The organism is Microbacterium sp. X-17 (assembly GCF_039615055.1).
Genome location: NZ_JBDHNI010000003.1, coordinates 865,884 through 892,262 on the forward strand (window position 1 = coordinate 865,884; position 26,379 = coordinate 892,262).

Genomic DNA, 26,379 nt, shown 5'->3' on the forward strand with positions numbered 1-26,379 from the left:
CGTGGCTGTGTCAGCCTGCGGTAGAAGAAGCCCCGATGGGGCGTCGACTACTTGAGGTTGACGGTGGCGCCAGCCTCTTCGAGCTGAGCCTTCGCCTTCTCGGCGGTCTCCTTGTTGGCGCCCTCGAGCACGGTGCTCGGTGCGCCGTCAACGAGGGCCTTCGCCTCACCGAGGCCGAGGCTGGTGAGGGCGCGCACCTCCTTGATGACCTGGATCTTCTTGTCACCGGCGGCCTCGAGGACGACGTCGAACGAGTCCTTCTCCTCGACCTCTTCGGCAGCGGCGCCCGCACCACCGGCGGCCGGGGCGGCCACGGCGACGGGGGCGGCGGCGGTGACCTCGAAGGTCTCCTCGAACTTCTTCACGAACTCGCTGAGCTCAATGAGCGTGAGCTCCTTGAACGCGTCGAGCAGCTCCTCAGTCGACAGCTTTGCCATGATTTTCTCCTTAGTGTGTGTGGTTACTCACCGCTTGTAGGTCCGGAAGGACTTACGCAGCGGACTCCTGCTTCTCACGCAGCGCGTCGACCGTGCGAACGGCCTTCGACAGCGGTGCGTTGAACAGATATGCGGCTCCGAACAGCGAGGCCTTGAAGGCGCCGGCCAGCTTGGCCAGCAGAACCTCACGGGACTCGAGGTCGGCGAGCTTGCCTACCTCTTCTGCGGTCAGCGGGTTACCGTCGAAGTAACCGCCCTTGACCACCAGCAGAGGGTTTGCCTTGGTGAAGTCGCGCAGAGCCTTCGCGACGGCGACGGGGTCGCCGTGCACGAACGCGATCGCGGACGGCCCGACCAGCTCGTCGTCGAACGACGAGATCCCCTGGTTGTTGGCCGCGATCTTGGTCAGCGTGTTCTTCACCACGGCGTACGTCGCGTGCTCACTGATGGACTTGCGCAGCGTCTTGAGCTGAGCAACAGTGAGACCGCGGTACTCGGTCAGCAGAACGGCGGTCGAGCTCTCGAACAGTCCTTCGAGCTCGGCGACCGTGGCTTCCTTGTTCGCCATGGCTACTCCTCGGTTGTCTTCTCGCACACCGCGGGAGCGGCGTGCGCCTCGACCGCGGGCAAAGAAAAAAGCTCCGGCGCAAGGGCACGGAGCTCGACACGCAGAGAACTGCGGGAATCACTTCACACACCTGCGCGGGCCCCACCTGAGTGAATCTTCGGACGTGCACGCACGTCAACCAGCGGTCTTTGGCTTCGTCAAGGGTACGGGATGGGGCGGGTCGCACGCAAATCCGGCGCTCCGCGGTGGGCTCGAAGGAAGTCCCCGACATCCCGCCCGAACCGCGGATGCAGCGCGACACCGGCGTGGGAGCGGTTCAGGTACACGACGTGCGAGGCGCGTGGGAGCCCACGGACCGTCTCCGCGGCGAGCTGCAGCGGATAGAAGAAGTCGCGGCCGCCGGAGACGACCAGCGCGGGCGCGGAGACGCGCGACAGCCGGTCGCGGACGTCGAAGCGCTCCTCAGCCTCCACGAGGGCGCGCAGCCCGTCCGGGTCGGCCGGGCCGGGCAGCAGCCGGGTGACCAGCTTGACTGCGGGGGCCAGCAGCGGGGCGTCCATCGTCGCGAGCGCGAGCTCGGAGGTCGCTCCGGGGTCGCCGGCGCCGAGGAGGTCGGCGTAGCGGCGCTGGGCGGCCCTGCCGTTCGCGCCGAGCGTCGCGGCTCCGGCCGCGACCACGAGCGAGCTCACCAGGTCGGGGTGGTCGACGGCGAGCTGGAGGGCGATGCTGGCTCCCGTCGAGACCCCCATGATCGCCGCGGGGGTGCGGAACCGGCCGCGCAGCATCGTCGCGTAGAGGTCGGCGACCTCCGCCATCGAGGCGCCTGGCTCCAGGCGAGCCGGGCGGCCGACGGCGTGCACGCGGTGGGTGCGCGCCGGGCCGCTGACGATGACGCGCTCGGTCAGCGCGTCCAGGCCGCGGGCGCGACCGGGCGCGGACGGCAGGCCGCGCAGGAACACCAGCGGCGGGGCGGCGGGGTCGCCGTACGCGACCGTGGGCAGGACGGTTCCGGTCACTCCCGGTCCGCTCCCTCTGGCTCGGCCTCGGGTGCGGGTCCGGGCGCGGGCGCGGGGTCCACCGCATCCTCGGGCTCGACCGCGTTCTCGGGCTCGACCATCGCCTCCTCCACCGCCGCGGAGGAGACCTCGCCCACCAGCGGCAGCCGCACCGTGAACACCGTGCTGCCCGGCTCGCTGGCCACCGTGACCGTGCCGCCGTGCGCCTCCACCACCGCGGAGACGATCGCGAGGCCGAGTCCCGTCGAGCCGGTCGCCCGGTTGCGGCTGCTGTCGCCGCGGGCGAAGCGCTCGAACAGCGTGTCCCGCAACTCCTCCGGGATGCCGGGGCCGTCGTCCGACACGGTGACCACGGCCTCCCGCGTCGCCGCGTCCACGGCGAGCGCCGCCACCACGCGGGTCCCCTCCGGCGTGTGCACGCGGGCGTTCGCGAGGAGGTTCACGACCACCTGGTGCAGCCGCGGCGCGTCGCCCAGCACCTCCACCGGCTCCTCCGGCAGGTCGATGTGCCAGACATGGTCGGGTCCGGCCGCGTGCGCGTCGCTGAGGGCGTCGATCAGCAGCAGGGAGAGGTCCACCGGGTCGCGGTCGAGCTCCCTGCCCTCGTCGAGGCGGGCGAGCAGCAGGAGGTCCTCCACCAGCGAGGTCATCCTGGTCGCCTCCGACTCGATGCGGCCCAGCGAGCGGGTGACGTCCTGCGGCAGCTCGTGCGGCGAGCGCCGGGTGAGCTCGGCGTAGCCGCGGATGGAGGCGAGCGGGGTGCGCAGCTCGTGGCTGGCGTCGGCGACGAACTGGCGGACCTTCTGCTCGCTCGCCTGCCGGGCGGTCAGCGCGGAGGCGACGTGGCCGAGCATCCGGTTGAGCGCCGAGCCGACCTTGCCGACCTCCGTGTGCGGGTCGGTGTCCTCCTCGGGGACGCGCACCGACAGCGCGACGTCGCCGCGGTCGAGCGGCATGTGCGCCACCTGCTCGGCCGTCTCCGTGACCCGGGCGAGCGGCTTCATGGCGAGCCGCACGACGAAGCTGGCGATCAGGAAGGCGAAGACGAGCCCGGCGAGGGTCACGAGCCCGATGACGAGGGTGAGCTGCTGGGTCGTCGCGGTCACCTCGCTGAGCGGGAGCCCGATGATGACGCTGTCCCCGTTGTCGAGCTGCGCCGCCGCGATGCGGTACGAGCCGAGGGCGGAGCCGAGGTCCACGGTCCTGGGCTGGGAGTCCGCGGGCACCGAGAGCAGGGCGAGGCCGTTGATCGTGACCTGCTTGGGCCCGAGCGGCTGGTCGGTCGACGGGGTGGACGGCCGGTCGGAGAGGATGACCGGCGGGAAGAGCAGGCCGCCGTTCGCGCTGCGCACCGCGCCGAGGGTGCCGGTCGGCTGGCCGGGTGTCGTCACGACACTCTGCGCCTCCGGGACGGTCGGGCCGCCGCCGTTGACCCGGTCGGCGGTGTGCTGGCCGCGCTCCAGCGCGCTCGTGAGCTGCTGGTCGAGCCGGTCCATCAGGTAGTTCTGCAGCGCGAGCACGCTCACCGTCCCGATCACCGCGCCCAGCACCGCGAGCATGGCGACCACGACGAGCACGACGCGGCTGCGCAGCGTCCAGGAGCGGAACGGACGGAGGCCGAAGCGCCGGGCGCGCTCACGGCCGGGGGTCGGGGCGCCCGCAGTGCGGGCAGCGGTCATTGCGCGGCCTTCACCATGTAGCCGGCGCCGCGCACCGTGTGGATCATCGCGGGGCGGCCTGCGTCGATCTTCTTGCGCAGGTAGGAGATGTAGAGCTCGACCACGCTGGAGGAGCCGCCGAAGTCATAGGACCAGACCCGGTCCAGGATCTGCGCCTTGCTGAGCACGCGGCGCGGGTTGCGCATCAGGAACCGCAGCAGCTCGAACTCTGTCGCGGTGAGCTGGATGGGGTCGCCGTCGCGGTGCACCTCGTAGCTGTCCTCGTCCAGCACGAGGTCGCCGACGATGAGCACCGGGTCGTCCTGGTCGGCGACGGCTGCGCGTGACCGGCGCAGCAGGCCGCGGAGCCGGGCGACGAGCTCCTCCAGGCTGAACGGCTTGGTGACGTAGTCGTCGCCGCCGGCGGTGAGCCCGGCGATGCGGTCGTCCAGGGAGTCCTTGGCGGTGAGGAACAGCACGGGCGCCTCGTTGCCGTCCGCCCGCATCCGCGAGAGGACCTGGAGGCCGTCGATGTCCGGCAGCATGATGTCCAGCACGACCACGTCCGGCTTGAACTCGCGCGAGAGCTGCAGAGCCTGCTGCCCGTTGGACGCGGTCTTCACCTCCCAGTCCTCGTAGTGCAGCGCCATGGCGAGCAGATCGGTGAGCGTGGCCTCGTCATCGACGACGAGCACGCGGATCGAGCTGCCGTCCGCACGGCGCAGGAGGGTACGGGGCTGGCTGGAGGCGCCGGAGGCGGCACGGGCGTTGATAGTCACCTTTCCCATTATGAGGAGGGGGATTGATGGTGTCTTTGTGAAAGCTATGGAGCTTCTGAGAACCGGTGCATCGACGTCGCTGCGCCGCATGTGAGCACCCTAAGCGGCACACGGCAGATCCATAGCTTCGCCATAGTGCTCGGCAATCCCCCGACCCTAGCTTCACGATGAATCACTTTTCCGACCCAGAGATATGGAAGCCAATGTTCGGGACATATCTGCGGCGCGAGCTCCTCAATCGCCGTAAGCAGACGATCATCATCGCGATCGGCATGGCGCTCGCGATCGCGCTCGTCATCATCGTCAACGCGGTCTCCGCCGGTGTGAAGGACGCGCAGGCGAGCGTGCTGCAGTCCGTCTACGGCGTCGGCACCGACATCACCATCACGCAGCCGGCCACCGCCCAGAGCGCGAGCGCCCAGCAGGGCGCCGGCGGCGGCCCGCGGTTCGACTTCGGCGCCAACTCCGGCACCGACACCGGCTCCGGCCGTCAGGTGAACACGTCCCGGCTGGAGCCCACCCGCGGCGCGACCGTGATGGATGCCGCCACGCTGACGACCGCCAAGAAGGTCCAGAACGTGCAGTCCGCGGCCGCGGTGCTGTCGCTCACCAACACCAGCTTCAGCGGCACCCTCCCCAACTTCCAGCAGCTGCGCGAGCAGCGGCAGGCCGGCGGCGGCTCCACCGCCTCCACTCCCCCGCCCACCGGCGGCGCGGACGGTGCGGGCGGCAGCTCGTTCACGGTCGACTCGTTCTCGGTGATGGGCCTCGACCCGGCCGGCAAGTCGGTCGGACCGCTCTCGTCCGTGACCCTCTCCAGCGGCCGCACCTTCACCGCGGCGGACAAGGCGGCGGATGTCGTCGTGCTCGACGCGGCGTACGCCAAGACCGCGTCCAAGGCGGTCGGCGACACCGTGACCATCGGCGCCACCGACTTCAAGGTGATCGGCATCGTCTCCGCGACCGGCGCCGACTCCACCACCGCGGCCAACGCGTACATCCCGATCGGCGTCGCCCAGACACTCTCCGGGCAGGCGTCCAAGATCTCGTCCGTCTACGTCACGGCGGCGTCGTCCAGCGACATCGACCAGATCAAGGCCGACCTGACCAAGGCCATCCCCGGCGCGACCGTCAGCACGCAGGCCGACCTGGCCTCCACCGTCTCCGGCTCGCTCGGCAGCGCGGGGCAGCTCATCGCCAACCTCGGCACCTGGCTCTCGGTGATCGTGCTGGCGGCGGCGTTCCTCATCGCCATCCTCTTCACCATCTCCGGCGTGACCCGCCGGACCCGCGAGTTCGGCACCCTGAAGGCGATCGGCTGGTCCAACCGCCGGATCACCGGCCAGGTCGCCGGCGAGTCGATCGTGCAGGGCCTCGTCGGCGGCATCATCGGCGTCGCCGTCGGACTCATCGGCGTGTGGGTCGTCAACATCGTCTCCCCGACTCTGACCGGCAGCATCGGCTCCGGCTTCGCCAATGCTGCCGGTCGGGGCACCGGCGCCGGGACCGGAGGCGCGGGAACCGGCACCGGTGAAGGCGGATTCGGCGGTGGCGGATTCGGCGGCGGGACCGGAGGGGGCGGCGCGTTCGCCGGCGTCCGCCGGGCCGCCACCCAGACCACGGCCGACATCGCCCTCCACGCCCCGATCACGCTGTGGATCATCGTCGGCGCCGTCGCGCTCGCCATCCTCGGCGGTCTCATCGCCGGTGCGATCGGCGGCTGGCGCGCCTCCCGTCTCCGTCCCGCCGCAGCCCTGCGCTCGGTCGCCTGAGCCCGGCCCGACCAGAAGGAGTCATCGTGTACACCCTCACGAACGTCACCAAGAAGTACCGCCAGTCCTCCCGCGAGGTGATCGCCCTCAACGACGTCACCCTGGAGATCCCGGACGGCCAGCTCGTCGCCATCCAGGGCCCGACCGGCGGAGGCAAGTCGACGCTGCTGCAGATGCTCGGCGCCCTCGACCGGCCCACGTCCGGCTCGGTCGAGCTCGGACCGGCGAGCCTGTCGAAGCTCGGCGACCACAAGCTCACGGGCATCCGCGCCAACGAGATCGGCTTCGTCTTCCAGGGCTTCAACCTGATCCCGACGCTGACCGCGCAGGAGAACGTGGAGACCGCGCTCGCGCCGCTCAAGGTGAGCGCGGAGGAGCGCAAGCGCCGCGCCGCGGAGGCGCTCGCCTCGGTGGGCCTGGCCGACCGCGGCACGCACCTCCCGTCCGAGCTCTCGGGAGGTCAGCAGCAGCGCGTCGCGATCGCCCGCGCCCTGGTGAAGAACCCGGACGTGCTGCTGGCCGACGAGCCGACCGGCAACCTGGACGAGGAGACGCGCGACGAGATCATGGACCTCCTCGAAGGTCTGTGGCGCGACCGCGGCCTCACCGTCATCGTCGTCACCCACGACACCGCCGTGGCCAAGCGCGCCCAGCGCCGGCTCCACATCAAGCACGGCCAGGTGAACGAGGTCGCGTAGCGCACACCGCGACCGCTTCGGCGCCCGTCCCCGCGACACCGGGGACGGGCGCCGTCGCGTTCAGGGATGCTCAGGAGGGTGTGGCGACGACGGTCATCCCGGCCGCCTCCGCCAGGAGCACGGCCTGACGCTCGTCGATGGTGGCGCCCCGGAGGCCGACCTCGGCCGGGTCGACGCCGGTCAGGTCGCTGCCGACGAGGCTCGCCGCGGAGAAGTCCGCGCCGGTGAGCACCGCCGCCGACAGGTCGCAGCCGGAGAACACGGCCTCGACGCAGCGTGCCCGGGTGAGGTCGGCCTCCCGCAGCCGCACTCCCGTGAAGTCGGCCCCGCGCAGCTCAGCGCGGCCGAGGTCCACGAACGACCAGTTGCCGCCCTCCACCTTCAGGAGGGCGAACTCGCACCCGCTGAAGCTGCTCCCGGTGAACTTGCAGCGGCGGAACGTCGCGTCGAAGAAGTTGCACCCGATGAAGGTGCAGTTCACGAAGGCGCTGTCGGTGTGCTCGCTGACGTTGAAGCGCACCGTCCGGAACGTGCACGCGGTGAACGTCGCCCCCGTCGACCGCACCTCCGTCAGATCCACGTCGATGAACTCGACCCCGTCGAACTCGACCCCGTCGAGCTCCCGCCCGTACCAGTCCTCACCCCGAACGATCTCCACGGGGGTGAGCCTAGCGGGGGGCGCGGCCTCAGTCCTGGTTGGAGAAGGCGGCGTCGAAGGAGGCGGTGGGGAGGTTCCAGAGGAGGGAGCGGATGTAGCCGACGGCCTCCTTCGCGCCGTGGAGGCGGTCCATGCCGGCGTCCTCCCACTCGATCGAGATGGGGCCGGTGTAGCCGATCGACTCCAGCGCGCGGAAGGAGTCCTCCCACGGCACGTCGCCGTGCCCGGTGGACACGAAGTCCCAGCCGCGGCGCGGGTCGCCCCAGGGCAGGTGCGAGCCGAGCACGCCGGCGCGGCCGTTCTTCGGGCGCAGGCGGGTGTCCTTGCAGTCCACGTGGTAGATGCGGTCCTGGAAGTCCACGATGAAGCCGACCGGGTCGATGTCCTGCCACATCATGTGCGACGGGTCCCAGTTGAAGCCGAAGGCCTCGCGGTGGTCGATGGCCTCCAGCGAGCGGACGCTGGTCCAGTAGTCGTACGCGATCTCCGACGGGTGCACCTCGTGCGCGAACCGCACGCCCTCGCCGTCGAACACGTCGAGGATCGGGTTCCAGCGGTCGGCGAAGTCCTGGTAGCCGGCGTCGATGACGGAGGCCGCCACCGGTGGGAACTGCGCCACGTACGGCCAGATGCTGGAGCCGGTGAAGCCGACGACCGTGTCCACGCCGAGCTTGCGGGCGACCTTCGCGGTCAGCTTCAGCTCCTCCGCGGCGCGCTGGCGCACGCCCTCCGGGTCGCCGTCGCCCCACACCTTCGAGCCGACGATCGCCTGGTGGCGGAAGTCGATCGGGTCGTCGCAGACGGCCTGGCCCTTGAGGTGGTTGGAGATCGCCCACACCTTCAGGCCGTACTTGTCGAGGATGTCGAGGCGGCCCTGGAGGTACGCGTCGTCCTCCGCGGCCCGCCAGACGTCGAGGTGCTCGCCCGAGCAGGCGATCTCCAGGCCGTCGTAGCCCCACTCGGAGGCGTGCTTGGCGACCTCCTCGAGCGTGAGGTCGGCCCACTGGCCGGTGAACAGGGTGACCGGGTGCGTGCGCCCCGACTCGGTGCCAGTCATGAAGTGGTTCCCATCTCGATCCAGGTGCCCGACTCGGCCGAGTCGATCACGGCGTCGGTGATCCGGACGGCGCGCAGGCCGTCCTCGAAGCGCGGCAGGCCGTCGGGGGTCTCCCCCGCGACCGCGGCGTAGCTGTCGGCGACGAACGCGTTGAACGCGTCCTGGTAGCCCTGCGGGTGGCCGGAGGGCACCACGCACAGGCGGGCGGCGTCGGCGCTGAGCTGGTCGGCGTCGCGCGGGATCAGAAGGCTGCCCGAGCGGCGGCCGACCCACAGCGTCTCCGGCTGCTCCTGGTCGAAGGCCACGCTCTCGGCGCTGCCCGCGATCTCCAGCCACAGCCGGTTCTTGCGGCCGGGGGCGACCTGCGACACGAGCAGGGTGCCGATCGCGCCGCTCACGGTCTCGATGACCACCGCGGCGGCGTCCTCCGTCGTGATGCCCGCGTGGGAGGCGCGCTCGGCGAACACCGTGCGTTTCGTCGCCGAGAGGCGCGCGACCCGGTCGCCGCTGACGAACTCCACCAGGTCGACCAGGTGGGAGCCGATGTCGGCGAACGCGCGCGAGCGGCCGCCCTGCTCCGAGTCGACACGCCAGTTGTCGTCGCCGGAGGCCAGCAGCCAGTCCTGGAGGTAGGAGGCGTTCACGGTGAGCACCTGCCCGGCCGCGCCGGACGCGAAGCGCGCCCTGGCCTCCCGCACGAGCGGGTGGAAACGGTACACGAACGGCACGGTCGCGGTCCGGCCGGTCGCGGCGGCGACCAGCGCCTCCGCGTCGGACACCGTCGTGGCCAGCGGCTTCTCGCAGACGACGTCCTTGCCGGAGGCCAGCACGGCCGCGGCCTGCGCGGCGTGCAGCGCGTTCGGCGTCGTCACGTGGACGACGTCGATCGTGTCGTCGGCGAGCACCTCGTCCAGCGAGCCGTACGCCCGGCCGATCCCGAGGCGCTCGGCCGCGGCGGCCGACCGCTCCGGCGACGACGAGACGATTCCCGCCGGCTCGGCGCGCGCGGCCCGCGCGGCGCGCGAGTGCACCTCCGCCATGAATCCGCCGCCGACGATCGCGACCCGCAGCCGCGACCCGGCCGTGCTCTCGTCCCGCCGGCTCAGTCCACCCGACTCGCTGCTCACACTGCTCCGTTCGTCCGTCGATCCGCGGGTCAGGCCAGCGTCGCCGCGCGGGGGTCCCAGTCCTCCGACAGCGCGGGAGCGACCTCGACGGTGCTCTTCACGTCCACCGGGACTCCGGACGTGCCGGCCTCGATGGTGGCGACCATCACGTCGAGGACGTGGAAGGCCTGCTCGCCCGAGGCGCGCTCCGGGACGCCGGCGCGGATCGCCCGCGCCAGCTCGACAACGCCGATGCCGCGGCTGCTCGTGGTGCCGGTCGAGGGCAGCGTCTCGATGCCGTCCGCTCCGTGCACCAGGAGGTCGCCCTCGAACGTGTTCGGGTCGGGGACGACGAGCGTCGCCTCGAGGCCCGCGACCTCGAACTGGGTGCGGCCGAGCTTCGAGTCGAAGCTGAAGATCGACTGCGCGGTCTGGCCGCTCTCGAACTCGTACAGTGCGCTGACGTGGGTCGGCACGGTGACCTCGAACGACTCGCCGGCGCGGGGCCCGGAGCCGATGACGCGCGACTCCTTCGCCTTGGAGGCGACGGCGGACACGCGCTTGACCGGGCCGAACAGCTGCACCAGGGCGGTGAGGTAGTACGGGCCGATGTCGAACAGCGGGCCGGCGCCCTCCTGGAACAGGAAGTCCGGGTTCGGGTGCCACGACTCGGGGCCGGCGCTCTGCATGAGCGTCAGCGCGGTCAGCGGCGCGCCGATGGCGCCGCTCTCAACCAGCCGGCGCGACGACTGGATGCCGGCGCCGAGGAAGGTGTCCGGCGCCGTCGCGACGCGCAGGCCCTTCTCGTGCGCGGCCTCCAGCAGCTGGACGCCGCTGACGCGGTCGAGCGCGAACGGCTTCTCGCTCCAGACGTGCTTGCCCGCGGCGAGCGCCTGCAGCGCCACCTCGACGTGCACCTTGGGGATGGTGAGGTTGACGACGATCTCGATCGCGTCGTCCGCCAGCAGCTCCTCCACGGTGCCCGAGCCGGGGACGCCGTACTTCTCGGCCTGCGCCTTGGCGCGGTCCAGGTCGATGTCGGCGACGAAGCGCACATCGAGGTCCGGGAACGCGGTGAGGTTCTCCAGGTACTGGTTGCTGATGACGCCCGCGCCGATGAGGCCGACGCCGACCTTTCCGGTTCCGGTCACGCGAAGGCCTCCGTGGTGAGGAAGGCGTAGCTGTCGGCGACGGCCTGGAAGCGGTCGCCGCGGGAGTCGTCGAGCTCGATGACGCGGAGGGCGTCCGGCGCAGCGTCGATGATGGCGGCGACGGGCACGGAGCCCTGGCCGACGGCGACCTGGTCCTTGGTCTCCGTGGTGCCGGGACCGTCCTTGATGTGGAGGGCGACGACGCGGTCGCCGAGCTTCGTGAGCAGCTCGACCGGGTCTTTGCCGCCGACGATCACCCAGTAGGTGTCGACTTCGAGCACGACCTCCGGGGCGAGCTTGCTCGCGAAGTACTCCAGCGCGGTGACACCGTCGATGGTGCTCTCCAGCTCGTGGGCGTGGTTGTGGTAGCCGACACGGACGCCGTGCTTCGCCGCGACCTGGGCGGCGGCGTTGAGGGCGGCGGCGGTGGCCTCCACGTCCTCGGCGGTCTGCCAGCGCTCGGCCGGCACGTGCGGGTCGATGACCGTCTGGATGCCGAGGTCCGCGGCGGCGGCGAACACGGTGTCGAGGTCGTCGCGGCCGATGAAGCCCTGGTGGGTGGTGGGCGCGGTCAGGCCGGTCTCGGCGAAGCCCTGGCGGAGACCGTCCGCGAAGTCCAGGAAGCCGAAGGGCTCGACCTGGGTGAAGCCGATGTCCGCGATGCGGCGGAGGGTCCCGACCGTGTCCTCGGTCAGAAGCTCACGGACCGTATAGAGCTGCACGGAGAGTTTTGACGTCGACACTGGTTCTCCTCGTCGAGTTCGCTGGGATGTCGGCGCGCGAGACGGCGCCGGGATCCATTCAAGCGAGACTTCTGTCGATTGTCAATCAAAAGTCACCGCTTCATCGGCGGCCTTTGGACCGCCGACCAGCCCTGTGGTTCAATACGTGCATGACCGACAGTGTCCGGGAGTCCGGCATCGTCGCCGCTGACGCCTCGGAACTGCTGGCGATCCTGCGCGACGGCGTCCCGCGTACCCGCGCGCAGCTCGCCGAGCTGACCGGCCTCGCCCGCTCGACGATCGCGGTGCGCATCGACTCGCTCACCGAGTCCGGGCTGGTCGCGCCGGCCGGCGACGACGTCTCGACGGGAGGCCGGCCGCCCGCGCGCATCCGGTTCAACCCCGACTCGCGCGTCGTGCTCGGAGTGGACCTCGGCGCCACCCACGGCGTCGTCGCGCTGGCCGACCTCGCCGGCACGATCACGAGCAGCGAGTCCCGCCGGCTCCGGATCTCCGACGGACCGGAGGCCGTTCTCGACTGGGCGCTGGAGACGGCCGAGCGCCTGTACGCCGCGACCGGACGCCCGCTCGGCGACCTGGTCGGCGTCGGCGTCGGGGTGCCGGGACCGGTCGAGCACTCCACGGGCCTCCCGGTCAACCCGCCGATCATGCCCGGCTGGGACCGCTTCGACATCCCCGCGTACGTCCGGCGCGTCTTCGACGTGCCCGTGCTGGTCGACAACGACGTCAACCTGCTGGCCCTCGGCGAGCACGCCCTCGCCTGGCCCGACCAGTCCGAGCTCCTGTTCGTCAAGGTCGCCACCGGCATCGGCGCGGGCATCATCAGCGGAGGCCGCCTGCAGCGCGGCGCGCAGGGCTCGGCGGGCGACCTCGGCCACGTACGCGTGCCGTTCACCAGCGAGACGCCGAGCCACGGCGCCCGCGACGCCGACCTGGAGGCCCTCGCGAGCGGCCCGGCGATCGCGCGGGCGCTCACGGCGGCGGGCATCCCCGCAGAGACCAGCGACGACGTCGTGGCGCTCGCCCGCACGGGCAACGCCGAGGTGCTTCAGGCCATCCGCCAGGCCGGCCGCGACCTCGGCGAGGTCGTCGCGACCTGCGTCAACCTCCTGAACCCCTCGCTCGTCGTCGTCGGCGGCAGCCTGTCGCAGGTCGGCGAGCAGCTCCTGGCCGGGGTGCGGGAGGTCGTCTACCAGCGCTCGACCCCGCTCGCGACCCAGCATCTCACCATCACCCAGTCCCGCTCCGGCGAGACCGGCGGCGCCATCGGGGCGGCCATCATGGTCATCCAGGACACCCTCGGCGTCGCCTCCCGTCCCCTCCCCCGCTGAGCCGCCACCGTCCACCGTCCACCTCCGCGCCCCGGGAAGGTCGAATCGATTCGACCCGGGCGCCGTCCAGGCTCCACCACACCCCCTTCGAAAGGACCGCAGTGACCACCGCATCCACCCCGCTCCGCGCCGGCGTCGTCGGCCTCGGCTGGGCCGGCCAGCAGCACATGGCCGCCTACTCCGACCTCCCCGGCGTCGAGCTCGTCGCCATCGCCGGCATGGAGGACGGCCCGCGCGCCGAGCTCGGCGAGAAGTACGGCGTGACCCGCCTGTACAGCGACTGGCGCGACCTCGTCGCCGACGGCGACCTCGACGTCGTGAGCGTCGCCGTCCCCACCTTCCTGCACGCCCCGATCGCGGTCGGAGCGCTGGAGGCCGGCATCCACGTGCTCAGCGAGAAGCCGATCGCGCGCACCGCCGCCGAGGCGCAGACGATGGTCGACGCCGCCCACGCCTCCGGCCGCGTGCTGGAGGTCGCCTTCAACCACCGCCGCCGCGGCGACATCGAGGCGCTGAAGGCCGCCATCGACGCCGGTCAGATCGGCCGTCCGTACCACGCGCGGGCGATCTGGCTGCGCCGCGCGGGCATCCCGGCGCTCGGAAGCTGGTTCACCAACCGCGAGATGGCCGGCGGCGGGCCGCTGATCGACATCGGCGTGCACGTGCTCGACTACGCGCTGCACCTGTTCGGCGAGCCGCAGGTCACCGCGGTCTCCGCCGTCACCCACTCCGAGCTCGGCGCGCGCGGCCGCGGCGGCGCGAAGAGCGACAAGCAGCACGTCGGCTCCGCTTACGAGGTGGAGGACCTGGCCAGCCTGCTGCTGCGTCTGGAGGGCGGCGGGTCCATCGTGCTGGAGACCAGCTGGGCCGCCTACCGTCCGGCCGGCGACGAGTTCGGGATCACCCTGTACGGCACCGAGGGCGGCGCCGACCTCCGTGTGGTCGACTACGCGCCCGCCGGCGAGCTGACCATCTTCACCGGTGAGGGCGAGGAGGTCGAGGACGTCGCGGTGACCGCCGACGCCGGCCGCGGCCACCTTGCGGTGGTCGAGACGTTCCTCGAGCACGTCGCCGATCAGGCGAACTGGTCGCACTGGGACGGCTCGCTCGCCCTCGACCGCGCGCGCGTCATCGACGCGGCGTACGAGTCCGCCCGCATCGGCGCCGAGGTGCGCCTGCACCCGGCGACCACCGGCCTCGACGACACGACCACCACTGAGGAGGCATGACCATGACCGCACTGCGCGTGACCGTCTGGAACGAGGGCGTCCACGAGACCACCCAGCCCGACATCGCCGCGATCTACCCGGACGGCATCCACGGCGCCATCGCCGCCGGACTGACCGAGCTGCTCGGCGAGGAGGTCGCCGTGCGCACGGCGACACTCGCCGACCCCGAGCACGGACTGAGCGAGCAGCAGCTCGCCGAGACCGACGTGCTGCTCTGGTGGGGCCACATCGCGCACGACCAGGTCTCCGACGAGGTCGTGGAGCGCGTGCGGCAGCACGTCCTCGGCGGGATGGGCCTGATCGTGCTGCACTCCGGGCACTTCTCGAAAATCTTCATCCGCATGCTCGGCACCACTTGCTCGCTGCGCTGGCGCAACCCGGAGGGCGGCGAGCGCGAGCTGGTCTGGAACGTGAACCCCACGCATCCGATCGCCCAGGGCGTCGACCAGCCCATCGTGATCGAGGCGCAGGAGATGTACGGGGAGTTCTTCGACATCCCGACCCCGGACGACCTGGTGTTCATCAGCTCGTTCACCGGCGGGGAGGTCTTCCGCTCCGGCGTGACGTTCACGCGCGGCCGCGGGAAGATCTTCTACTTCTCGCCCGGCGACCAGGAGTACCCGGTGTACTTCCACCCGCAGGTGCGCCGCGTCCTTGCGAACGGCGTGCGCTGGGCCGCGCCGATCGCCGGCGCCCGCCAGGCCCCCGAGGTCTCCAACCCCCAGCCGGTCTAACGGACCATCTATCTGACAAGACACGCCGTCTCCGCACCGTGGGAGGCGGCGTGTCCTGTCAGTTCGTTCGCGGCAGACTGGTCACATGGTCGATGTGACGCTGCCTGCTCCCCGTTATCCCGATCCGGCGGACGCGCCGGCGCTGCGCTGGGGGGTGATCGGCCCCGGCGGGATCGCGGCCGACTTCACCGACGCGCTGCACGCGCACACGACCCAGCGGATGGTCGCCTGCGGCTCGCGGTCGGCCGACCGCGCGGCGGCGTTCGCAGCCGCGCACGGCGTCGAGCGCGCGTACGACTCGTACGAGGCGCTGGTCGCCGACCCGGACGTGGACGTCGTCTACGTGGCGACGCCGCACAGCGAGCACCTGGAGCACGCCCTCCTCGCCATCGCCGCCGGCAAGCACGTCCTGGTGGAGAAGCCGCTCGCCGCGACCGCGGACCAGGCCAGGCGCATCGCCGCCGCAGCCCGGGAGGCCGGCGTCTTCGCGATGGAGGCGATGTGGACCCGCTACCTCCCGCAGACCGACATCGTGCGTCAGCTTCTGGACGCCGGCGCCCTCGGCGAGGTGCGCGTGGTCACCGCCGACTTCGGGGGGAACGCCCCCTTCGACCCGGCCGGGCGGCTGTGGGACCCTGCACTCGCCGGCGGCGCCCTCCTCGACCTCGGGGTCTACGTGGTGTCGTGGGCCTCGTTCGCGCTCGGCGCTCCCGCCGGGATCATCGCCACCGGCACCCTGGCCCCGACCGGCGTGGACGAGCAGGTCGCGCTGGTCCTCAGCTCGGCCCGCGGCGGCCAGGCGCTGCTCAGCACGGGCCTGCGCGCCGGCACGCCGTCGCTGGCGACCATCTGCGGCACCGAGGGCAGGATCGAGCTGGACAGCCCGTTCTGGGGACCGAGCGGGCTGCGGGTGGTCGGCTCAGACGGCGGAGTCGCCGCGGAGTGGCGCGACCCGTACGGCCGCCCGTACCGCGAGGGGATGTCCTACGAGGCGGCCGCCCTCGCCCGCTACGTGGCCGAGGGCCGCACCGAGTCGCCGCTGCACTCGCTGGACGAGGCCGTGTCCACGCTCGCCACCATCGACGAAGCGCGCCGCCAGCTCGGCGCCGCGGGCGTGGGGTGACGGCGGGAGTCCGTCGGGCGAGGCAGAATGGACGGGTGCTCGACCGTTCCGCCACCCGCACCGCCGACCTCTACCGGCCTGGCGTGCTGGCGGACCTCGGCCCGAGCTCGTCCGCCCCGGCCCCGCGGCCGGTGGTGCCGGCCGTCCCCGGCGCGACCGGGCACCTGGCGCGGATCGTCGCGTCGTCCAGCGACCGCGTGGGCTGGCTCCGCGCCCGCAGCCGCGGGATCACCGCGACCGACGTCGCCAAGCTGTCCACCCCGCAGTCGCTCCGCGCGGCCGTCTACGACAAGCTGAACGGCTCAGGGTTCTCCGGCAACGTCTTCACCCAGCACGGCCGCAGCCGGGAGCCGGAGATCGCCGCCTGGGTCGCCGCGACCCACGGCATCCAGCCCTCCGACCTGCTCTTCCACGCCGAGCGCGACCGTCGGCACCTTGCGACGCCGGACGGCCTCGTCCTGCGCACCGGCGGCCGGATCGAGCTCGCCGAGATCAAGACCACGAACAAGCCGTTCAACAGCATCCCGCGGCACTACCTCCGGCAGATCTGGTGGCAGCAGTACGTCCTCGGCGCCGAGCGGACGCTGTTCGTGTGGGAGCAGCACGACCGGTTCGTGCCCATCCACGACGAGCCGCAGTGCCAGTGGGTCGACCGCGACGACCGGGAGATCGCCCGGCTCGTGAAGCTGGCCGGCGACCTGATCGACCTGCTGCGGGAGGCGACGGCCCGGCCGGCGACCCAGGCTCAGCCGACGATCGCGTCCTGATCCATCGAGTCCGCCTGTGCGGCCTCCGGTGAGTCGGCCGGCGCCGTGCGAGCGGCCGGCCCCCGGACCAGCGCGAGCGCATAGGCGGCCATCCACGCGATCGCGACGGTGGTTCCGACGAGCTCCAGCCAGGCCCCGATGTCCGTCGCGACGTGCACGAGCGCGAGCAGTCCGCCCACGATCGTGATGAGGGCGACCGCGACGCAGCTCGCCAGCGACACCCGCGCGACCCGCGGCAGCCCGGAGGCGAACGCAACCTGGAGCATGGCGAAGCACGCCGCCGCGAAGCCGACCACAGCTGAGACCGTGTGCACGAGATCCTGCACGGTGGACGCCGGGTCGACCAGCGGGACCGGGCAGTACGCCGTGCAGGTGACCTGCGAGGCCAGCACGAAGCACAGCGCCGCGAAGCCGAGGCTGACGGCGGGAGCCCACCGGTCCAGCGCCCGAACCGACGACCGGACGTGCCCGCTCGCCAGCGCCACCGAGAAACCGCCGGCGGCGATGAGGAGCAGCGCGACCTTGAACGGGACCGCGGTGGGCGCGCCGACCGCGCCGAGCTCGCTCACGTAGACCGGATACGGCACGGTGAGCCGGGCGGCCCAGATGATCGTCAGGCCGCTGAGGACGCACACCGTCCCGATCGCCAGCAGGACGGGCACGGCCCGCTGCCATCCGCCGGCGAGCACGGGCAGGGCGAACGGCTGGCGCACGATACGCAGCAGTCGTCGCACGGGTGCTCCTCAGGAAGAATTCGGGTCGAGGGATTCTAACCGGACCAGCCCTGCGAACGTCCTGAGCCGGGCCGGGGCAATCTGAGCGGACCGGGAAACAGACTGTTCACACGCGGTGACCCGCCCGAAACACCCACGGCGCCTCCGCGCGTTTGACTGGGAGCAGCCGCACCGTCCGCGGCGACGCGACGAGGGGATCACGAATGCCGAACACGATGCGCGCCGCGCTCCTCGACGCGGCGGGCGACCCGGACGCCCTCCGCATCGGCGAGGCCCCGACCCCCGACCGGGTGAACGCGGAGTTCCTGGTCAAGGTCGTCGCGGCCGGCGTCAGCCCGCTCGACGCGTCCACGCGCTCCGGCAGCGGCGTGTTCGGCGCCATCCACAGCTTCCCGGCCGTGCTCGGTCACGACTTCAGCGGCGTGGTCGTGGAGTCGCCGTTCGCCGCCCATCCGCTCCGCCCGGGCGACGAGGTCTTCGGGATGGTGATGGTCCCCCGGTTCGGAGGCAGCTACGCCGAGTACGTCTCCGTGCCCAGCGTGAGCCTCGTGCGCAAGCCGGCGACGCTCTCCCACATCGAGGCAGCGGCGGCCCCGCACGCGGCCCTGACGGCGTGGGGGATGGTGGTGGAGCTGGCCAAGGCGCACGAGGGCCAGCGCGTGCTCGTGCACGCGGGCACCGGCGCCGTCGGGCACTTCGCCATCCAGTTCGCCGCCTACTTCGGCGCCCACGTGATCGCCACGACGCCGAGCACCAACCACGCCTGGCTGCGCTCGCTGGGCGCCGCCGAGGTGGTGGACGAGGACGCGACCGGCTACGACCCCACCCGGCTCGGTGACACGGTCGACGTCGTGATCGACCCGGCGCCGGACACGGAGCGCGCGACCCGTGCGCTCGCCCTCATCCGACCGGGCGGCCTCCTCGTGCTGCACGTCCCCGCCGGCGTCGAGCCAGGTCTGGCGGAGGCCGCCGGCGCGGCGGGGGTGCGTGTCACCGGCTACACCGGTTCGCCGGACGGGAGCACGCTCGCCGTCATCGCCCGCCTGCTGGAGACCGGGAGCGTGCGGGTGCACGTCGACCGGATCTTCCCGCTGGACGAGATCGCGGACGCCCACTGGGCGCTCGAACACGAGCACACCAAGGGCGCGATCGTGCTCAAGGTCGCGGAGGGCTGACCAGCTCGCGCTCCATCACCCAGTCGTCCTCCAGCCGGTCCCCGACCAGGAAGCGCTTCGAGCCGACCCGCTCGAAGCCGTGCTTGCCGTAGAAGCGCTGGGCGCGTGCGTTCTCCTCGTTGACGCCCAGCCAGATCCCGGCGGCGCCGGCCTCCGCTGTCACCGCCAGGCTGGCCTCCATCAGCCGGCCGGCGACGCCCTCGCCGTGGTGACCGGGGAGGACGTAGCACTTGCTCAACTCGGCGGTCGGGCGCACCCGGACCGCGGCCCGCACGTCGGCGTCGGCCGGCTCGCCGAGGTTCACCATCGTGTAGCCGATCACGGTCCCCTGGTCGTCCTCCGCGACGAGCAGCCGCCGCGCCGGGTCCACCGTGTACTCACCGAACCGCTCCGTCGACAGCACCTCCGCGATGAAGGCGGCCTTGGCCTCGTCCGTGGTGTGCGGCGGGCACGCGAGCGGAAAGGTCACGGCGGCGACGGCCGCGAGGGCTTGCGCGTCGGCGGCGGTCGCAGCACGGATCACAACACTCATCCCGCTACCCTATCCACGCCTCCACCAACGCCGAAGGGCACGTTGTTGTCACTTTCCAGGCGGAGAAGTGACAACAACGTGCCCCTCGAACGTGCAGAACGAGTGCGCTGCGATCAGATCGCGTTGACGTCCAGCGGGATGCCGGGGCCGAACGTGGTCGACACGGCGCCCTTCTGGATGTAGCGGCCCTTCGCGGCGGACGGCTTGAGACGGACGACCTCGTCGAGGGCGGCCTTGATGTTCTCGTCGAGCTGCTCGGCGGTGAAGCCGGCCTTGCCGACCACGAAGTGGACGTTGGCGTGCTTGTCGACGCGGAACTCGATCTTTCCGCCCTTGATGTCGGAGACGGCCTTCGCGACATCCGGGGTGACCGTGCCGGTCTTCGGGTTCGGCATCAGGCCGCGCGGGCCGAGCACCTTGCCGAGACGGCCGACCTGGCCCATGAGCTCCGGGGTGGAGACGGCCGAGTCGAAGTCGGTGTAACCGCCGGCGACCTTCTCGATCAGGTCGCTGCCGCCGACCTCGTCGGCGCCCGCGGCGATCGCGGCCTCAGCGGCCGGGCCGGTCGCGAACACGATGACGCGCGCGGTCTTGCCGGTACCGTGAGGAAGAATGACGGTACCGCGGACCATCTGGTCCGCCTTGCGCGGGTCCACACCGAGCTTCAGCGCGACCTCGACGGTCGAGTTGAACTTGGCGGAACCGGTCTCCTTCGCGAGGGTGACGGCCTCGGTGGGGGTGTAGAACTTGCCGGCCTCGATCTTGTCGGCCGCGGCCCGGTAGGCCTTGGACTTCTGTGCCATGAGATTTCTCCTAACGAGAATGTGGTGCGAGCCTGGCCGGCTCTGCCACGGTGATGTCTGGGGTGACGGGGAGGTCGGGCTTACGCCTCGACCGTGATGCCCATCGAACGGGCGGTGCCTGCGATGATCTTCGACGCCGCGTCGATGTCGTTGGCGTTGAGGTCGACCATCTTCTGCTCGGCGATCTCGCGCACCTGCGCCTGGGTCAGCTTGCCGACCTTGGTGGTGTGCGGCACGCCGGAGCCCTTGGGGACGCCCGCGGCCTTCTTGATCAGCTCAGCGGCCGGCGGGGTCTTGAGGATGAACGTGAACGAACGGTCCTCGTAGACGGTGATCTCGACGGGGATGACGTTGCCGCGCTGCGCCTCGGTGGCCGCGTTGTACGCCTTGCAGAACTCCATGATGTTCACGCCGTGCTGACCCAGGGCCGGGCCGATCGGCGGGGCCGGGTTGGCGGCGCCGGCCTTGATCTGAAGCTTGATCAGACCGGTGACCTTCTTCTTCGGTGCCATGTCTCTTCCTTCTTTGTGTATTCGAGCACGTGGGTGTCATACCCGCGTCGCTCTCCCGGTTTCTCGGCCCTTCCGAGACCCGGTGTCATGTGAAAACTGGGGGATGCCCTGAATGATTCCCGTCAGAGCTTCGTGACCTGGTCGAAGCTGAGCTCGACCGGGGTCTCGCGCTCGAAGAGCGACACGAGCACGGTGAGCTTGCCGCTCTCCGGCTTGATCTCGCTGATCGAGCCAGGCAGGCCCGCGAACGAGCCCTCCTTGATGGTGATGGTCTCGCCGATCTCGAAGTCGACCTCGGCCGGGATGACGCGCGCGGCGGCCTTCTGGCCCTTCGCGGCGCCCTTGGCGGGGGCCTGCTCGACCTGCACGAGGCTCTTGAGCATCGAGAAGGCCTCTTCGAACCGCAGCGGGGTCGGGTTGTGCGCGTTGCCGACGAAGCCGGTGACGCCGGGGGTGTGGCGGACGACCGACCAGCTGTCCTCGTTGAGGTCCATGCGCACCAGCACGTAGCCGGGGATGCGCACGCGGTTGACCATCTTGCGCTGGCCGTTCTTGATCTCGACCACGTCCTCCATCGGGACCTGGACCTCGAAGATGAAGTCCTCCATGTTCATGGAGACCATGCGGTTCTCGATGTTGGACTTCACGCGGCGCTCGAAGCCGGCGTACGAGTGGATGACGTACCACTTGCCGAACTTGGCGCGCAGCTCGGCGCGGAACTCCTCGTACGGGTCGCTCGCGGCCTCGTCCTCGTCTTCCACGGCCTCCTGGGCCGCTTCGGCCTCCTCGGAGGAGTCGACCTCGAGGGCCTCGTCGACGGCGCGGTCGGCTTCGGGGTCGACGGCCTCGGCCATCGCGTCGAGGACCGCGTCCAGGTCGATCTCGGTGCCGTCCTCGGCGACGATGTGCAGCGCCTCGTGCTCGGCGGCGTCGGACGACTCCTCGTCGCGCTCCAGGACGTTGCCCGTCTGCGCCTCGTCGTCTTCGGAGGACTGCTCGGCAGCGGTCGCCCAGTCGACGTCGTCGCGGTTCGTCTCAGACACTGAATTCATTCCATTTCTGTCGGTATGGCCGTGCGGCCGGTCGGGAAGGGCGGATTACTTCGGATTCCCGAAGACCCACACGACACCGAGACCGAACACCCAGTCGAGCAGGGACACGATCGCCATCATGATCACCACGAAGACGAGCACGACGCCGGTGTAGCTCAGGAGCTCCTTGCGCGTCGGCGTGACGACCTTCTTGAGCTCGCCGATGACCTGCCGGATGAACAGGGCGATCCGCGCGAAGGGGTTGCGCCTCGCAGCGCGCTCCTTCTTGGCGTTGGCGACGACTTCCTCGCTCGGCTCGTCGATTACCTTTCGGGCCACCTCGTTACACCTTTCGTGGACCGGCATCCGGGATGCCGGTTTGCAGGGCGGACAGGAATCGAACCTGCAACCTGCGGTTTTGGAGACCGCTGCTCTGCCAATTGAGCTACCGCCCTAGGGATCGTGAACCCAGTAACCCTCCTGGCATTCGCGAAAATAGGCGCAGAAAAGCTTGGCGGATTCAACCACCGCCACCAAGTGTACGGGACGCCACACCCCCTCGCAAAAACGCGCCCGGTCAGAGCAGCTTGCGCTCCAGGGCCCACGCGGTGAGCTCGTGACGCGAGGAGAGCTGGAGTTTGCGCAGCACGGCGGAGACGTGCGTCTCGACGGTCTTGACCGAGATGAAGAGCTCGGCCGCGACCTCCTTGTACGCGTAGCCGCGCGCGATCAGCCGCATGACCTCCCGCTCGCGCGCCGAGAGCCGGTCGAGCTCGTCGGTGCTCTCGGCCTGCTCGCCCGCCGCCGCGCCGAACGCGTCGAGCACGAAGCCCGCGAGCTTCGGCGAGAAGACCGCGTCTCCGCCCGCGACGGCCACCACCGCGTCGCTGACCTGCCGACCGGAGCTGCCCTTGGTGAGGTAGCCGCGGGCTCCGCCGCGGATGACCCCGACGACGTCCTCCGCCGCGTCGGAGACGCTGAGCGCGAGGAAGCGCGTCCGCTGGTGCTCTGCGGCGGTGCGGCGGAGCACCTCCGCGCCGCCGCCGCCCGCGCCGCCCGGCAGATGCACGTCGAGCAGCACGACGTCCGGGTGCGTGCGCACGATCGCCTCCACGGCGCCGTCGACGTCCTGCGCCTCCGCCACGACGCGGAGGCGGTCGTCCAGGTCGGAGCGCAGGCCCGAGCGGAAGATCGAGTGGTCGTCGACGATCACGACCGTGATCGCGCCGGAGGCTGTGTCGTCGGTCATGGTCTCATTCTCGCTCGGCGGGCAGTTCGACGGTCAGGTGGATCTCGGTCCCGGTGTCCCGCGAGGTGACCGTGGCGTGGCCTCCCGCCCGGCGCATCCGGCCGACGATCGACTCGCGCACGCCCAGCCGGCCCTCCGGCAGGGCTGCGATGTCGAAGCCGGGGCCGCGGTCGCGCACGAACACGTCGGCCGTGCCGGTGCCGGACTCCACGTACACGGAGACGTCGCCGCCGGCGTGCCTGGCCGCGTTGAGCATCGCCTCGCGCGCGGCGGCCGCCAGCTCGGCAGGCGCGCGGAGCACCGGCTCGCCCACGCTCACGACGTCGAAGTGGACGGCGTGGTCGACCTCCAGGGCCGCCGCCACCTCGCGGAGCTCCGTCGCGAGGTCGGAGTCCTCCGGCGCGACGCCGTCCGCGCCCTCCGCGTAGAGCCAGTCGCGCAGCTCGCGCTCCTGGGCACGGGCGATCCGGCCGACCTCGCTGGAGGCCCCCGCCCGGTTCTGGATGAGGGCGAGCGTCTGCAGCACGGAGTCGTGGAGGTGCGCTGCCATCTCGGCGCGCTGCTCCTCGCGGACGCGCGCCGTCCGCTCGGCGATCAGCTCGCGCCAGAGCCGCAGCGCCCACGGCGCGACCAGGACGGCCGCGCCCGCGAAGGTGGCGCCGATGATGGCGAGCCAGAGGTACCCCGACGATCGCCCGGCCTGCATCCCGCTGAGCACGAGGGCGAGCGCGACGAGGAAGCCGCCCCCGGCGAGCCTGAAAGTCGCGGGCGCGAGCGGGAACGGGGCGACGCTCTGGTCGTCCACGAGCTGGTCCCAGATGACGGCGGCGACCACCAGCAGGACCGACGTCAGCACGGCGCCGAACGCGCTGCCCTGCGCGTCGGCGGCGACCATCACGATAGCGGCGACCCCGGCGGCGGCGCCCACCCCCGCGAGCACCCACGGGACGTTCACCCGGCGGGTGACCCGCCCGTCCGGATCGTCCGGGGCCGCCGCGCGCAGCGGCGTCAGCGCCCACAGCCACAGATAGAACAGCACACCGGCGCCGCCGATCAGGGCGGTGCCGACGAAGATCCAGCGCACCGCGACGACCGGCCAGCCGAGGTGGTCGGCCAGCGCCACGCTCACCCCGCCGACGAGGCAGTCGCGCGGGCGCGCGAGCGGAGGGCGCGGGATGCGCCCTCGGGTGGCGGGAGTGGAGGCCATACCTGGAATCCAAGCAGACCCCATCCCTCCCGCACAGCGCGATCGGCGGGAATCAGGGTGCGGTCAGGGTGTCCCCCGATAGCGACCGGGCGGCGCCGCACGCCACGATCGAGTCATGGTGAACGACAGCACGACCCCTCCCCCGTCGGACGGCTCCGCGGACGGCATAGCCTCCGGCGGCCGGCAGACCCCCTACGGCGGCCCGCAGACCGGTCTCTCCGGGCGCGGCACCCGCTTCTTCGACTGGATGCGCAGCCTCGGCGTCACGCGCACCGACGGCTGGATCGGCGGCGTCTGCGCGGGCATCGCGTACCGCATCGGGATCGATCCCCTCATCGTCCGCGGCATCCTGGTCGTCGCCGCGCTGCTCGGCGCGCCCGCCATCCTGTTCTACGCCCTCGCCTGGGCGCTGCTGCCGGACGGGGACGGCCGCATCCATCTGCAGCGCCTCTTCGAGGGCGAGTTCGAGCCTTCGATGGTCGCGATCGGCGTGCTCGTGGTCCTGTCGCTCCTGCCGTGGTCGGAGGGGGTGTGGTGGTTCGGCCGGGATCCGGGCTGGGGTGACTCGGTCGGGCGGATCGTCTGGACGCTGATCGTCCTGGCGGCCGCAACGGCGCTGATCGTCTTCGCCGGACGCCAGGCCGACCGCCGGTCGTGGACCGGGAGCGCAGGAGGCGCGGCGACCGCCGAGCAGACGCCTGCGCCCGGTGCGGGACCGTCTGCCGCCTCTGCGACGAACACCGCCGCCTCCCCCACGCCCTCCGTCGCCACCGTGGCCGAGCCGACCGCGCCTCCCGCGCCCGGCGCCGGCGCAGGCGAGCAGGAGGTCGCGGACTGGCGCACCCGTCAGGCGCAGTGGAGGGCCGAGCACGACGAGTGGAAGCAGCGGCTCTCCGAGGACATGCGCACCGTGAAGGCGCAGCGCTCGGCCCAGCTCCGGGCGCAGGCGGCCGCGGCGAACGCCGAGGCGGAGGCCCGGCGCGTGGCCTACCGTGCGGCGAACCCGCGGGTCGGCGCGGCGATCGGCTGGCTGTCGGTGGGCCTGGCGCTCGTCGCCGGCTCCCTCGCGGGGGCGCTCTGGGGACCGCTCACCGGCCTTCCCGGTTACGCCCTGACGGCCTCCCTCGCCGCGGCGACCCTGGTGTTGGGGATCACGATCCTCATCGCCGGGATCGCTCGCCGCCGCAGCGGCTTCCTGATCTTCCTCGGCATCCTGCTCGCGGCCCTCACCGTGCTGGCCGCACTGCTGCCGACCTCCCCGGCGGTCCGCCTCGACGCGAGCGTCACGACGGGGAACACCCTCTCGGCGACCCCGGCCGGGAGCGCGAACTACCTCCAGGCCGTCGGCGACACGACGATCGACCTCACGAAGGCCGTGACGGCGTCCGGGACGCCCGTGGTGAACCTCGCCAAGGGCCCTGGACCGACCACGGTGATCGTCCCCGTGGACGCCACGATCCGCGTGGAGGCGGCGACCGTCTCCTCCGTGACGGTCACTGACCCCTCGGGCGGCGACCAGGTGCACCGCTGCGACCCCGGACCGTTCGGCGGCTGCTCCACGGACATCGTGGTCGGACCGGCCGGGAGCCCGGAGGCCATCGTCCGCGTCGCGCAGCTCGACGCGGTCCACGTCGAGCGAGTCCAGAAGTGAACGAGAGCGAGAACGAGATGCCCACGAACGCCGACCAGCCGACCGACGACGCGAACGCGCAGACCCCCGGACACGCACCGACGCCCACGCCGACCGCCGAGTCGGACGAGGCGGAGACCCTGGTGATCCCGACCGCGCCCGACACGGCGGAGGCCGACACGCTCGTGATCCCGGCAGCGGAGCCGCGTGACGCCTCCGCCACGGCGACCGCGCCCACGACGCCGGCCGCCGCCCCCGCCGAGCCCTGGCTCGCCGACGCGGCCTACGCGTTCCCGGCGCGCCCGCTGTCCTCCGGCCCGCCGCCGGTGCGTTGGGGCGGGATCGTCTGGGGCATCCTGATCATCCTGCTCGCCGCCACCGTCCTGGTGGTCGTCTCCTCGCCGGTGCGCCTCGCCGGCGTCACCGTGCGGCTCGCGACGCTCTCGCCCGGCGGCGCCGTCGCCGTCTGGATCGCGGCACTCGGGATCGTCATCGTCGTCTCGGCGCTGCTCGGCGCGATCAGCGCTGCCCAGCGCAACCGCCGGCGCCGCCGGATCTGACCGCTGAAGAACGGTGCCGGCCGCTCAACCCGAATAAGCCGGCCGGCACCGGGGGTGGACCTCGTCGCGCACTGGGACGCAGCGACGCTCGGCCACCCACTGGCGGCGCGGCTCCGGAT

General features: G+C 71.7%; 28 protein-coding genes and 1 tRNA gene. 10 read left to right on the top strand and 19 right to left on the bottom strand.

The window, feature by feature from the left end:
* Window positions 1–47: 47 nt before the first annotated feature.
* The 5 genes from rplL to ABCS02_RS18355 form a co-directional block, all read right to left on the bottom strand.
* On the bottom strand, window positions 48–437 hold the full coding sequence (rplL, locus tag ABCS02_RS18335; protein ID WP_055917685.1) for a 50S ribosomal protein L7/L12: 390 nt from the start codon (window positions 435–437) through the stop codon (window positions 48–50).
* 52 nt (window positions 438–489) lie between these two features.
* Window positions 490–1,005, bottom strand: a complete 516-nt coding sequence (gene rplJ / locus ABCS02_RS18340; RefSeq protein ID WP_055917683.1) for a 50S ribosomal protein L10 — start codon at window positions 1,003–1,005, stop codon at window positions 490–492.
* A 197-nt stretch (window positions 1,006–1,202) separates the two neighbouring features.
* Entirely contained in the window at window positions 1,203–2,021 is an 819-nt protein-coding gene (locus ABCS02_RS18345; RefSeq protein WP_345837102.1) for an alpha/beta hydrolase, read from the bottom strand.
* Complete coding sequence (locus tag ABCS02_RS18350; protein ID WP_345837103.1) at window positions 2,018–3,700, bottom strand: HAMP domain-containing sensor histidine kinase; 1,683 nt, start codon at window positions 3,698–3,700, stop codon at window positions 2,018–2,020. Before ABCS02_RS18350 ends, ABCS02_RS18345 begins: the two co-directional genes overlap by 4 nt.
* Entirely contained in the window at window positions 3,697–4,467 is a 771-nt protein-coding gene (locus tag ABCS02_RS18355; protein WP_345837104.1) for a response regulator transcription factor, read from the bottom strand. The genes ABCS02_RS18350 and ABCS02_RS18355 overlap by 4 nt, the downstream gene beginning before the upstream one ends.
* Before the next feature lie 194 nt (window positions 4,468–4,661).
* Between ABCS02_RS18355 and ABCS02_RS18360 the strand changes: the two genes are divergently transcribed.
* Window positions 4,662–6,230, top strand: coding sequence for an ABC transporter permease (locus ABCS02_RS18360; protein WP_345837105.1), 1,569 nt, complete (start codon window positions 4,662–4,664; stop codon window positions 6,228–6,230).
* Window positions 6,231–6,256: 26 nt separating this feature from the next.
* The gene (locus ABCS02_RS18365) at window positions 6,257–6,928 is read left to right on the top strand and encodes an ABC transporter ATP-binding protein (protein WP_345837106.1); all 672 of its coding nucleotides are present in this window, start codon (window positions 6,257–6,259) and stop codon (window positions 6,926–6,928) included.
* A gap of 70 nt (window positions 6,929–6,998) precedes the next feature.
* On the opposite strand, the gene ABCS02_RS18370 is transcribed toward ABCS02_RS18365, so the two are convergent.
* Genes ABCS02_RS18370 through ABCS02_RS18390 form a run of 5 tightly spaced genes read right to left on the bottom strand, consistent with a single transcriptional unit; the run spans window position 6,999 to window position 11,643 of the window.
* Complete coding sequence (locus tag ABCS02_RS18370; protein ID WP_345837107.1) at window positions 6,999–7,586, bottom strand: pentapeptide repeat-containing protein; 588 nt, start codon at window positions 7,584–7,586, stop codon at window positions 6,999–7,001.
* A 28-nt stretch (window positions 7,587–7,614) separates the two neighbouring features.
* Window positions 7,615–8,643 (bottom strand): sugar phosphate isomerase/epimerase family protein, encoded by a 1,029-nt coding sequence (locus ABCS02_RS18375; protein WP_345837108.1) that lies wholly within the window; start codon window positions 8,641–8,643, stop codon window positions 7,615–7,617.
* The gene (locus ABCS02_RS18380) at window positions 8,640–9,770 is read right to left on the bottom strand and encodes a Gfo/Idh/MocA family oxidoreductase (protein WP_345837109.1); all 1,131 of its coding nucleotides are present in this window, start codon (window positions 9,768–9,770) and stop codon (window positions 8,640–8,642) included. The genes ABCS02_RS18375 and ABCS02_RS18380 overlap by 4 nt, the downstream gene beginning before the upstream one ends.
* A 29-nt stretch (window positions 9,771–9,799) precedes the next feature.
* Window positions 9,800–10,900 carry a Gfo/Idh/MocA family oxidoreductase gene (locus ABCS02_RS18385; protein WP_345837110.1) on the bottom strand — a complete coding sequence of 367 codons (1,101 nt, stop codon included), beginning with the start codon at window positions 10,898–10,900 and terminating at the stop codon, window positions 9,800–9,802.
* Complete coding sequence (locus ABCS02_RS18390) at window positions 10,897–11,643, bottom strand: sugar phosphate isomerase/epimerase (RefSeq protein ID WP_345837111.1); 747 nt, start codon at window positions 11,641–11,643, stop codon at window positions 10,897–10,899. Before ABCS02_RS18390 ends, ABCS02_RS18385 begins: the two co-directional genes overlap by 4 nt.
* A 149-nt stretch (window positions 11,644–11,792) precedes the next feature.
* On the opposite strand from ABCS02_RS18390, the gene ABCS02_RS18395 reads away from it, so the two are divergent.
* From ABCS02_RS18395 to ABCS02_RS18415, 5 genes are all read left to right on the top strand, one after another.
* Window positions 11,793–12,974, top strand: a complete 1,182-nt coding sequence (locus tag ABCS02_RS18395) for an ROK family transcriptional regulator (protein ID WP_345837112.1) — start codon at window positions 11,793–11,795, stop codon at window positions 12,972–12,974.
* A 101-nt stretch (window positions 12,975–13,075) separates the two neighbouring features.
* Window positions 13,076–14,203: a Gfo/Idh/MocA family oxidoreductase gene (locus tag ABCS02_RS18400; protein ID WP_345837113.1), complete on the top strand. Its 1,128-nt coding sequence runs from the start codon at window positions 13,076–13,078 to the stop codon at window positions 14,201–14,203.
* On the top strand, window positions 14,200–14,937 hold the full coding sequence (locus ABCS02_RS18405; RefSeq protein WP_345837114.1) for a ThuA domain-containing protein: 738 nt from the start codon (window positions 14,200–14,202) through the stop codon (window positions 14,935–14,937). The genes ABCS02_RS18400 and ABCS02_RS18405 overlap by 4 nt, the downstream gene beginning before the upstream one ends.
* 85 nt (window positions 14,938–15,022) lie before the next feature.
* On the top strand, window positions 15,023–16,060 hold the full coding sequence (locus tag ABCS02_RS18410; RefSeq protein ID WP_345837115.1) for a Gfo/Idh/MocA family oxidoreductase: 1,038 nt from the start codon (window positions 15,023–15,025) through the stop codon (window positions 16,058–16,060).
* A 131-nt stretch (window positions 16,061–16,191) separates the two neighbouring features.
* The gene (locus tag ABCS02_RS18415) at window positions 16,192–16,827 is read left to right on the top strand and encodes a YqaJ viral recombinase family protein (protein WP_345837339.1); all 636 of its coding nucleotides are present in this window, start codon (window positions 16,192–16,194) and stop codon (window positions 16,825–16,827) included.
* On the opposite strand, the gene ABCS02_RS18420 is transcribed toward ABCS02_RS18415, so the two are convergent.
* Entirely contained in the window at window positions 16,806–17,561 is a 756-nt protein-coding gene (locus ABCS02_RS18420; protein ID WP_345837116.1) for a DUF998 domain-containing protein, read from the bottom strand. The two genes, ABCS02_RS18415 and ABCS02_RS18420, sit on opposite strands and share 22 nt — an antisense overlap.
* Window positions 17,562–17,764: 203 nt before the next feature.
* On the opposite strand from ABCS02_RS18420, the gene ABCS02_RS18425 reads away from it, so the two are divergent.
* A complete protein-coding gene (locus ABCS02_RS18425; RefSeq protein WP_345837117.1) occupies window positions 17,765–18,736 on the top strand; it encodes an NADP-dependent oxidoreductase in 972 nt (323 codons plus the stop codon).
* Here ABCS02_RS18425 and ABCS02_RS18430 read toward each other — a convergent pair.
* The 8 genes from ABCS02_RS18430 to ABCS02_RS18465 all read right to left on the bottom strand — a co-directional run bounded on the left by ABCS02_RS18430 (window position 18,717) and on the right by ABCS02_RS18465 (window position 24,070).
* The gene (locus ABCS02_RS18430; RefSeq protein WP_345837118.1) at window positions 18,717–19,268 is read right to left on the bottom strand and encodes a GNAT family N-acetyltransferase; all 552 of its coding nucleotides are present in this window, start codon (window positions 19,266–19,268) and stop codon (window positions 18,717–18,719) included. The genes ABCS02_RS18425 and ABCS02_RS18430 overlap by 20 nt on opposite strands.
* A 113-nt stretch (window positions 19,269–19,381) precedes the next feature.
* A complete protein-coding gene (gene rplA, locus ABCS02_RS18435; protein ID WP_185278481.1) occupies window positions 19,382–20,071 on the bottom strand; it encodes a 50S ribosomal protein L1 in 690 nt (229 codons plus the stop codon).
* 80 nt (window positions 20,072–20,151) lie between these two features.
* The gene (rplK, locus tag ABCS02_RS18440) at window positions 20,152–20,583 is read right to left on the bottom strand and encodes a 50S ribosomal protein L11 (protein ID WP_345837119.1); all 432 of its coding nucleotides are present in this window, start codon (window positions 20,581–20,583) and stop codon (window positions 20,152–20,154) included.
* Window positions 20,584–20,705: 122 nt separating this feature from the next.
* Window positions 20,706–21,626, bottom strand: a complete 921-nt coding sequence (gene nusG / locus ABCS02_RS18445; protein ID WP_345837120.1) for a transcription termination/antitermination protein NusG — start codon at window positions 21,624–21,626, stop codon at window positions 20,706–20,708.
* 54 nt (window positions 21,627–21,680) lie between these two features.
* On the bottom strand, window positions 21,681–21,953 hold the full coding sequence (gene secE / locus ABCS02_RS18450) for a preprotein translocase subunit SecE (RefSeq protein ID WP_185278484.1): 273 nt from the start codon (window positions 21,951–21,953) through the stop codon (window positions 21,681–21,683).
* A 43-nt stretch (window positions 21,954–21,996) separates the two neighbouring features.
* Window positions 21,997–22,069, bottom strand: a tRNA-Trp gene (locus ABCS02_RS18455).
* Between the two features lie 122 nt (window positions 22,070–22,191).
* On the bottom strand, window positions 22,192–22,863 hold the full coding sequence (locus tag ABCS02_RS18460) for a response regulator transcription factor (protein WP_345837121.1): 672 nt from the start codon (window positions 22,861–22,863) through the stop codon (window positions 22,192–22,194).
* 4 nt (window positions 22,864–22,867) lie between these two features.
* The gene (locus tag ABCS02_RS18465) at window positions 22,868–24,070 is read right to left on the bottom strand and encodes a PspC domain-containing protein (protein ID WP_345837122.1); all 1,203 of its coding nucleotides are present in this window, start codon (window positions 24,068–24,070) and stop codon (window positions 22,868–22,870) included.
* A gap of 115 nt (window positions 24,071–24,185) precedes the next feature.
* Between ABCS02_RS18465 and ABCS02_RS18470 the strand changes: the two genes are divergently transcribed.
* Window positions 24,186–25,721, top strand: a complete 1,536-nt coding sequence (locus tag ABCS02_RS18470) for a PspC domain-containing protein (RefSeq protein WP_345837123.1) — start codon at window positions 24,186–24,188, stop codon at window positions 25,719–25,721.
* The gene (locus ABCS02_RS18475) at window positions 25,718–26,260 is read left to right on the top strand and encodes a hypothetical protein (RefSeq protein WP_345837124.1); all 543 of its coding nucleotides are present in this window, start codon (window positions 25,718–25,720) and stop codon (window positions 26,258–26,260) included. Before ABCS02_RS18470 ends, ABCS02_RS18475 begins: the two co-directional genes overlap by 4 nt.
* Window positions 26,261–26,379 lie beyond the last annotated feature (119 nt).

What these genes read in the sequence shown, in the direction of transcription:
- rplJ (WP_055917683.1), bottom strand. Translation starts at nt 1,005, where the DNA reads ATGGCGAACAAGGAAGCCACGGTCGCCGAGCTCGAAGGACTGTTCGAG.
- ABCS02_RS18465 (WP_345837122.1), bottom strand. Translation starts at nt 24,070, where the DNA reads ATGGCCTCCACTCCCGCCACCCGAGGGCGCATCCCGCGCCCTCCGCTC.
- ABCS02_RS18460 (WP_345837121.1), bottom strand. Translation starts at nt 22,863, where the DNA reads ATGACCGACGACACAGCCTCCGGCGCGATCACGGTCGTGATCGTCGAC.
- ABCS02_RS18470 (WP_345837123.1), top strand. Translation starts at nt 24,186, where the DNA reads ATGGTGAACGACAGCACGACCCCTCCCCCGTCGGACGGCTCCGCGGAC.
- ABCS02_RS18430 (WP_345837118.1), bottom strand. Translation starts at nt 19,268, where the DNA reads ATGAGTGTTGTGATCCGTGCTGCGACCGCCGCCGACGCGCAAGCCCTC.
- ABCS02_RS18350 (WP_345837103.1), bottom strand. Translation starts at nt 3,700, where the DNA reads ATGACCGCTGCCCGCACTGCGGGCGCCCCGACCCCCGGCCGTGAGCGC.
- rplL (WP_055917685.1), bottom strand. Translation starts at nt 437, where the DNA reads ATGGCAAAGCTGTCGACTGAGGAGCTGCTCGACGCGTTCAAGGAGCTC.
- ABCS02_RS18375 (WP_345837108.1), bottom strand. Translation starts at nt 8,643, where the DNA reads ATGACTGGCACCGAGTCGGGGCGCACGCACCCGGTCACCCTGTTCACC.
- ABCS02_RS18355 (WP_345837104.1), bottom strand. Translation starts at nt 4,467, where the DNA reads ATGGGAAAGGTGACTATCAACGCCCGTGCCGCCTCCGGCGCCTCCAGC.
- ABCS02_RS18410 (WP_345837115.1), top strand. Translation starts at nt 15,023, where the DNA reads ATGGTCGATGTGACGCTGCCTGCTCCCCGTTATCCCGATCCGGCGGAC.
- rplK (WP_345837119.1), bottom strand. Translation starts at nt 20,583, where the DNA reads ATGGCACCGAAGAAGAAGGTCACCGGTCTGATCAAGCTTCAGATCAAG.
- ABCS02_RS18395 (WP_345837112.1), top strand. Translation starts at nt 11,793, where the DNA reads ATGACCGACAGTGTCCGGGAGTCCGGCATCGTCGCCGCTGACGCCTCG.
- rplA (WP_185278481.1), bottom strand. Translation starts at nt 20,071, where the DNA reads ATGGCACAGAAGTCCAAGGCCTACCGGGCCGCGGCCGACAAGATCGAG.
- ABCS02_RS18360 (WP_345837105.1), top strand. Translation starts at nt 4,662, where the DNA reads ATGTTCGGGACATATCTGCGGCGCGAGCTCCTCAATCGCCGTAAGCAG.
- ABCS02_RS18405 (WP_345837114.1), top strand. Translation starts at nt 14,200, where the DNA reads ATGACCATGACCGCACTGCGCGTGACCGTCTGGAACGAGGGCGTCCAC.
- ABCS02_RS18425 (WP_345837117.1), top strand. Translation starts at nt 17,765, where the DNA reads ATGCCGAACACGATGCGCGCCGCGCTCCTCGACGCGGCGGGCGACCCG.